6 protein-coding genes are annotated in these 5,594 nt (G+C 73.1%); 1 reads left to right on the top strand and 5 read right to left on the bottom strand.

Features of this window, described 5'->3' with window-relative positions:
• Window positions 1-173: 173 nt before the first annotated feature.
• Genes IG74_RS0143625 through IG74_RS0143610 form a run of 4 tightly spaced genes read right to left on the bottom strand, consistent with a single transcriptional unit; the run spans window position 174 to window position 3,906 of the window.
• Window positions 174-851, bottom strand: coding sequence for a response regulator (locus IG74_RS0143625; protein ID WP_030689152.1), 678 nt, complete (start codon window positions 849-851; stop codon window positions 174-176).
• Window positions 848-2,113 carry a sensor histidine kinase gene (locus IG74_RS0143620; protein WP_234334664.1) on the bottom strand — a complete coding sequence of 422 codons (1,266 nt, stop codon included), beginning with the start codon at window positions 2,111-2,113 and terminating at the stop codon, window positions 848-850. The genes IG74_RS0143625 and IG74_RS0143620 overlap by 4 nt, the downstream gene beginning before the upstream one ends.
• A 54-nt stretch (window positions 2,114-2,167) precedes the next feature.
• The gene (locus IG74_RS0143615; RefSeq protein ID WP_030689148.1) at window positions 2,168-2,965 is read right to left on the bottom strand and encodes an ABC transporter permease; all 798 of its coding nucleotides are present in this window, start codon (window positions 2,963-2,965) and stop codon (window positions 2,168-2,170) included.
• Window positions 2,962-3,906 carry an ABC transporter ATP-binding protein gene (locus IG74_RS0143610; RefSeq protein ID WP_030689146.1) on the bottom strand — a complete coding sequence of 315 codons (945 nt, stop codon included), beginning with the start codon at window positions 3,904-3,906 and terminating at the stop codon, window positions 2,962-2,964. The genes IG74_RS0143615 and IG74_RS0143610 overlap by 4 nt, the downstream gene beginning before the upstream one ends.
• Before the next feature lie 181 nt (window positions 3,907-4,087).
• Here IG74_RS0143610 and IG74_RS0143605 point away from each other — a divergent pair, with 181 nt between their 5' ends.
• Complete coding sequence (locus IG74_RS0143605; RefSeq protein ID WP_030689144.1) at window positions 4,088-4,633, top strand: GNAT family N-acetyltransferase; 546 nt, start codon at window positions 4,088-4,090, stop codon at window positions 4,631-4,633.
• A 22-nt stretch (window positions 4,634-4,655) separates the two neighbouring features.
• On the opposite strand, the gene IG74_RS0143600 is transcribed toward IG74_RS0143605, so the two are convergent.
• Window positions 4,656-5,594 (bottom strand): type IV secretory system conjugative DNA transfer family protein (locus tag IG74_RS0143600; RefSeq protein WP_030689142.1); only part of this gene is annotated, 939 nt, incomplete at its 5' end.

The following is a 5,594-nucleotide window of genomic DNA, read 5'->3' as shown; positions in this document are numbered from 1 at the left end:
GTACTGCAGGGGGGACCCTGTGGGAGAGTAGGACGCCGCCGAACTAATTGTGATGGGAAACCCCCGTGCCTTTGGGCACGGGGGTTTTCTGCGTTCACGGCCAGAACTCACGACCAGAATTCCCGGCCAGAATTCCAGGCCAGACCCCAGGCTCAGAATCGCAGGGCCGAGCCTCAGGCCGGACGCACCAGCTTCGTGTCGTACGCCAGGATCACCGCCTGCACCCGGTCACGTGCGCCCGTCTTCGCGAGGATGCGGCCCACATGGGTCTTCACCGTCGACTCGGCCAGATGCAGCCGCGCGGCGATCTCCGTGTTCGTCCAGCCCTGGCCGATGACCGTGAGGATCTGACGTTCGCGGTCCGTCAACGACGTCAGGAGCGGATGCTTGGCCGGGTCGGCCGGGCTCGCGGAGTCCTCGCCGCTCGGCAGCTGGTCCGCGAAGGCGTCCAGGAGCCGTCGGGTCAGCCTCGGCGCCACCACCGCGTCGCCCGTGGCGACCGCGCGGATGCCGGAAAGGAGCTCCTCCGGCAGCGCGTCCTTGATGAGGAAGCCGGACGCCCCCGCGCGCAGACCCGCGTACGCGTACTCGTCCAGGTCGAACGTCGTGAGGATGAGGACGCGGGAAGCGGAGCCGGACGCGACGATGCGGCGGGTGGCCTCGATGCCGTCCACGTCGGGCATGCGGATGTCCATCAGGATGACGTCCGGGCGCAGGTCGGCGGCCATGCGGACCGCGTCGGCGCCGCTGCCGCCCTCGCCCGCCACCGCCATGTCGTCCTGGCTCTCCAGGAGCATGCGGAAGCCGAAGCGTTGCAGGGGCTGGTCGTCGACTATGAGGACGCTGATCACTGAGCGGATTCCTTCGGGGCGGTGACGGGGAGCGGGGCGGTGGCTCTGGGCAGCTGGAGGCGGACCTCCCAGCCGGTGGCGGGGAGGGGGCGCGGGCCGGCCTCAAGTGTGCCCGCGTACAGGGCCGTTCGTTCCCGCATGCCGGTGAGGCCACGGCCTTCGCGGCCCGCCTCCGCGGCGGCCGGGGGCGCGTGGCCCGTGTCGGTGACGGTGACCGTCACCCCGTCGTCGTCGTACGAGATCCCGACCGTCGCCGTCGCGCCGGGGCCGCCGTGCTTGAGGGTGTTCGTCAGGGCCTCCTGCACCACGCGGTACACCGTGAGCTCCTGGCCCTGGGGCAGGGCGTCGGGGCGGCCGTGGACCGTGGTGCGGACGGGCAGACCAGCGGACCGTACGCCGTCGATGAGACGGGTCAGATCGGTGAGCGCGGGCTGGGGCGCCAGGGCCGCGGCCTCCGGTGTGTCGTCGCGCAGGACGTCGAGGAGGCGGCGCAGCTCGGCGAGGGCCTGGCGGCTGGTGGAGCCGATGGCGGCGAGGGCCTGCGCGGCGTGCTCGGGGGACTTGGCGGCCGCGTACTTGCCGCCGTCGGCGAGGCCCGTGATGACGGACAGGTTGTGGCCGATGATGTCGTGCATCTCGCGGGCGATGCGGGTGCGCTCGGCGGCCGCGGCGAGCTGGGCCTGCTGGTCGCGCTCGACCTCCAGCTGCCGGGCTCGCTCGACCAGGGCCCGGGTGTGGTCCTGGCGCGAGCGCACGGCGATGCCGAGGAGCGCCACGAGCGTGTAAGCCCACACCTGGGGCACGATCTGCTGGTCCCAACTGCCCTTCGGGTAGCGGACGGTCCCCACGAGCAGCGGCACCAGCATCAGCGCGCCCGCCCGGCCAAGCGTCCAGAGCCGCAGCCGCAGCGCGATGTTGAACAGGACGATGAGCTGCACGAGGGAGACCTGGAGCATCGCGCCGGTGCCCGCGTTGAGCGCGCCGAACGCCACCATGACGGCGAGGGCCGCCATGGGGTGGCGGCGCCGCCACAGCAGCGGAAGCGTCAGACCGAGGGTCGTGGTGAGGACGAGCCAGCCGGCGACGTCCTGGTTGTGCGCGACGTTGCGCCAGCCGTCGCCCGCGAAGTCGATGCTGCCCGCCGTCACGAAGAAGCCGGTGACCAGCAGGTCCCAGAGCAGGGGACGGTGCTCGTCGACGGCACGCACCCGCTGGACCAGGCGCTGGACGTACTGGGTGAGGGGGTGCGGATCATGGGCCACGGGCTCATCCTCGTACAGGAGTTCCAGGTGTGGGGCAGTGCGGGGCGGTGCGGGTCAGACGTCGCGGCGCTTCAGGAGGTGCGCGGCCGCGGTCAGGACCGCGAGGGCCCACAGGGCGAGGGTGAGCAGGGCGGGGCCGGGGGCGATCGTGTTCTCCACGCGGGTGATCGAGCCGAGCGAGGAGGCGGCCTGTGCGGGGAAGCAGCGCACGACGGCGTCGACGCCGCCGAACGGCAGCGTCCCGACGATCTCCGGCAGGACGAGCACGGCGCCGACGAACGCGCCGATGCCGCCGGGCACCGAGCGCAGCAACGCGCCGAGCCCCAGGGCGATCAGGCTCAACAGGGTGATGCCCGTCGCGTTGCCCGCGAGGGCGCCGAGGACGCCGGAGTCGGTGAGCGTCAGCGCCTTGTCGGTGTCCGCGAGCCAGATCTGGGCGGTGAGGAAGGTGACGACGTTGGTGACGAAGGACAGCGTGAACGCCACCGCCACGAAGACCGCGGCCTTGGACCACAGGACGGGCAGCCGGCGCGGCACGGCGGTCAGTGAGGCGCGGACCATGCCCGTCGAGTACTCGCCCGCGGTGACGAGGATGCCGAGGACGGCGAGGCAGATCTGGGAGAGCTGGGTGCCGAAGAGGGTGAAGACGACCGTGTCGATGTCGGAGTCGTCGCCGTCGTATGTGCTGCCCATGGTGATGCCGACGGCGAGGACCAGGGCGCTCGCCGTGAGCAGGGTGATCCAGGTGGTGCGCAGCGTCCACAGCTTGTGCCACTCGGAGCGCAGGACGCGGGCCGGGGTGACGCGGTAGGAGGGGGCGGCCGCGTGCGGGGCGGGGGCGGTCGTGGTCATGCCGCTGCTCCTTCCAGGGGTGCGTCGTGCGGGGTCACGTACTCGACGGAGTCGTGGGTCAGGTCCATGAAGGCCTGTTCCAGGGAGGCGGTGTGCGGGGTGAGTTCGAAGAGTGGGATGGCGTGGGCGGCGGCGGTGCGGCCGATGTGTTCGGCGTCGGTGCCGCGGACCTCAAGCGTGCCGGGGGTGGCGCCGCCGATGGTGACGCCGGGGCCCGCGAGCAGCTCGGCGAGGCGGGCCGCCGCGGGGGACACGACCTTCACGGAGCCGGTGCCGGACTCGCGTACGAACTTGTCGACCGTCGTGTCCGCGAGCAGCCGGCCCCGGCCGATGATGATCAGGTGGTCGGCGGTCACGGCCATCTCGCTCATGAGGTGGGAGGAGACGAGGACCGTGCGGCCCTCGGCGGCCTGCGCCTTGAGGAGGTTGCGGATCCACAGGACGCCCTCGGGGTCGAGGCCGTTGACCGGCTCGTCCAGGACGAGCGTGGCGGGGTCGCCGAGGAGCGCCGCCGCGATGCCCAGGCGCTGGCCCATGCCGAGGGAGAAGCCCTTCACGCGGCGGCCCGCGACATCGGTGAGGCCGGTGGTGGCGAGGACGTGCTCGACGCGGGAGCGGGGGATGCCGTGGGTGTGCGCGAGGGCCATCAGATGGTGGTACGCGGAGCGGCCGGGGTGCAGCGAGCGGGCCTCCAGGAGCGCGCCGACCTCGGTCAGGGGCGCGCTGTGGGTGGCGTAGGCGCGGCCGCCGACGGTGCAGCGGCCGCTGGTGGGGGCGTCGAGGCCGAGGAGCATCCGCATGGTGGTGGACTTGCCCGCGCCGTTGGGGCCGAGGAAGCCGGTGACGGTGCCGGGGTGGACCTCGAAGCTGAGGCCGTCGACGGCGGTCTTGGCGCGGGTGCGGCCGCCGTAGCGTTTGGTGAGTCCGTGTGCGCGAATCATGGGTCGATGGTCGCGCCGGTGCGGGCCGTGGCGCGTCGGACCGGGGCATCGGGCTCGGGCGGGGAGTAGTACCGGGGTACGACGGCGGGGGGCACCGGCGGACGGTCGCGGCGGCTGGCCGCGGCGGGTGGCCGCGGAAAACCGGGCGGCTTTGAACTGGGGTGTTGCCTAGGATCGGTGTATGGAGCACCTCATACGCCCCGTGCGTGGCGACGAATGGCGACAGGTCCGGGCGCTGCGGCTGCTCGCCCTGCGGGATCCGGCGGCGTCGGTCGCCTTCCTGGAGACGTACGAGAACGCCGTCGCGAAGCCGGACGCCTACTGGCGGGACCGGACCACGAACGCGGCGCCGGGCGGGCCGATGCGGCAGTTCATCGCGGAGGGCCCGGACGGCGGCTGGGTGGGCTCTGTGACCGTGCTCGTCGAGGAGCCGGGCGCGCAGAGCGTGCTCGGGACCGACGTCGCGGTGCGGCAGGCGCATCTGGTGGGCGTGTACGTGCGGCCCGAGCACCGGGGCACGGGTCTGACCGAGGCGCTGTTCGAGGCGGCGGTGGAGTGGGCGCGGGCGTCGGACGGGGCCCGGGTCGAGCGGGTGCGGCTCTTCGTGCACGAGGACAACGGGCGGGCCGAGGCCTTCTACCGGCGCTTCGGCTTCGTCCGCAGCGGTCAGTCGGCTTCGGTGCCCGGGGACCCGGCGGCGCTCGAGTACGAGATGGTGCTGGCGTAGGGCGTCGGCGCCTGTTGGTCGGTCAGCCGATCAGTTCGTCGTGGGGCCAGCGGGCGCGGCCCTGTTCGCGGGAGCGGAGCAGGGCCAGGGTGGGCATGCCCTGGTCGGCCCCGGCAGCGAGGAGCTCCGGCAGCTGGGGGAGCGGGGCGACGGCCGCGACGTCGTCGAGTACGAGGGTCAGGGGCGGGTCGAGGCGTCCCCCGGGCGACCGGTCGGCGAGGTGGCGGCCGCGCTCGACCATGCTGGAGGCGAGCGCCGTGAGCAGCGGCATCGCGCCCGGGTTCGCCTTGGGGTCCTCGATGGCCTCGCCCACCACGAAGAGGGTGCCGCCTTCGTCGACGAGGGATTCCAGGCCGAGGGCGTCCGCGCGGTTGGGCGTGCAGGACTCCCGTACGTTCAGCGTGAACAGGCAGGACAGGGCGCGGGACGTCAGCTCCTGGGCCATGTCGCGGCGTTCGGCGTACGCGGTGAGCGCGGACTCCAGCTCGCCTGCGGCGCCCGGGGCGGCCTTGGGGTGAGTGCGCAGCACGCGGACGGCGTCCTGGACCTGGGTGCCCTGGGCCCAGCGGTGGACGTGCTTCACGGAGCGGCCGTCCACGGCGGCGGCGTGCAGGAAGCTCCGCAGCAGGAGTTCGGCGGTGTCCGCCACGGCCGTGTCCAGTTTGGCGGTGGGTCTTATGGGGGCGAGCAGGGCGCGGGCGCGGTGGGTCGCCGTGGCCTTGTCGTCGCAGCCGGTGGTCGGGGACCAGTGGAGGCGGGCGGGGGTGTCGCAGAGGTGTGAGGGGTCGTAGACGAGGACGGGGCCCAGTTTGGCGCGGGCGTCCTTCGTCTCCTCCCACAGGGTGGGGTCGGAGGTGATGACCAGGGTCGCGGACTCGGCGTCGGCGATGGCCTCGGCGGCGAGGGGGCGGCGGGTCTCCGGGGTGCCGAGGACCAAGGGGGTGCGGGGGGTGGGGACGGT

It is taken from the genome of Streptomyces sp. NRRL B-1347, from assembly GCF_000720325.1.
Classification (GTDB): Bacteria; Actinomycetota; Actinomycetes; order Streptomycetales; family Streptomycetaceae; genus Streptomyces.
This window is presented reverse-complemented; position numbering and strand designations above follow the sequence as displayed.

What these genes read in the sequence shown, in the direction of transcription:
- IG74_RS0143615 (WP_030689148.1), bottom strand. Translation starts at nt 2,965, where the DNA reads ATGACCACGACCGCCCCCGCCCCGCACGCGGCCGCCCCCTCCTACCGC.
- IG74_RS0143610 (WP_030689146.1), bottom strand. Translation starts at nt 3,906, where the DNA reads ATGATTCGCGCACACGGACTCACCAAACGCTACGGCGGCCGCACCCGC.
- IG74_RS0143605 (WP_030689144.1), top strand. Translation starts at nt 4,088, where the DNA reads ATGGAGCACCTCATACGCCCCGTGCGTGGCGACGAATGGCGACAGGTC.